This window comes from Sphingomonas sp. RB1R13 (assembly GCF_036663775.1).
Classification (GTDB): Bacteria; Pseudomonadota; Alphaproteobacteria; order Sphingomonadales; family Sphingomonadaceae; genus Sphingomicrobium.
Map to the genome: position 1 here is coordinate 1 of NZ_JAXOJM010000078.1, position 1,163 is coordinate 1,163.

Here is a 1,163-nt window from a genome sequence, read left to right on the forward strand (position 1 = left end):
AACGCGGGACAACTTGACCGGCGATTGACGCTCCTGAGCGCGCGCAGCGGTTCGTCCAACATCTCCCTGACGCGTGTCGCAGCGGGGGCACCCGCTATCGAACCCGATGATACGAGCGGCTCCTCGCTCATGTTCTTCGCCGCAGGCGCTGGCGCGAGCGATGACGCGGGCAGCTACGACGATGCAGGCAACGAACAGGACGAATTCGGTCAGGTCATCACCAGCTTTCGCCAGATCGCTTTGCTGCATGCCCAGCGCCTCGAATTGCGCACGCAGGACGCCGCGCGGGCGGGTGGTCGCGACACATACTCCACGGCTCGTTACCTTATCCGCTATCGCCCCGACATCACCACGGCGATGCGTGTCCAGATCGATGACACCGAATTCGACATCGTGGCGATCGACCAGCCAGACCGCCGCCAGACGATGGTCCTCACACTGGAGGAGCGTCTGTGATCACCGCGAACCTGCGGGGTCTGGCGGCTCTCCAAGACCGCCTAGAGAGCCTGTCCAAACAGGAAGCCACCAAAGCTGGCCAGATCGCGAACCGCGCAGGCGCGGCCACCCTGCGCAAGGAGGCGATCAAAGCGGCTCCCAACTCCCCGAAGACAACCGAAGGCGAAACGCGCACCCGTCACAATAAGGGTGGCACGACGCGGCAAGAAACGCACGGTAAGATTGTCAACAACATCAAGGTAAAGAAACTCAAGAGCGCTGACCCCACGCAGGTCAAGAACGCGGTGACGATCGGCTCACGAGCGTACCATTCTTCATTCGTTGAGTTCGGCAGCATTCACAATGCCGCCGACCCCTTCATGATTCGCGCGCTGACAAACTCACAGCAATCTATCATCGACACAATCGGCAAGGTCCTGAACAAGCAGTTGATCAAGCGCGGCGTCTAAATACCAGATGATCGACCAGCTTCTCAACGCACGCCTCAAAACTTGTATTCCGAATGTCTACCCCAGCGTCGCGCCACCGGCTTACGCCCTTCCGTGCGCAGTCTATCAGCTTCTTGAAACACAGGTCACGACCGATCTTGATGGATCAGTGGGCGACGAAGGCTTCGTGACGTTCCAAATTAGCATATCGAGTGAAACTTACGGCCAAGCGAAAATCCTTGCGCGCGCGATCCGAAACAGCCTCATCATCTGGCGTGA

General features: G+C 59.2%; 3 protein-coding genes. All 3 read left to right on the forward strand.

Annotation, left to right across the window (positions count from 1 at the left end):
* The coding region (locus U1700_RS15030) for a phage head closure protein (protein WP_332753483.1) at nucleotides 1-456 on the forward strand (456 nt) is incomplete at its 5' end.
* Nucleotides 453-905 carry an HK97-gp10 family putative phage morphogenesis protein gene (locus tag U1700_RS15035; protein WP_332753484.1) on the forward strand — a complete coding sequence of 151 codons (453 nt, stop codon included), beginning with the start codon at nucleotides 453-455 and terminating at the stop codon, nucleotides 903-905. The genes U1700_RS15030 and U1700_RS15035, both read left to right, overlap by 4 nt.
* 7 nt (nucleotides 906-912) lie before the next feature.
* On the forward strand, nucleotides 913-1,163 hold a 251-nt coding region (gp17, locus tag U1700_RS15040), incomplete at its 3' end, for a tail completion protein gp17 (RefSeq protein ID WP_332753485.1).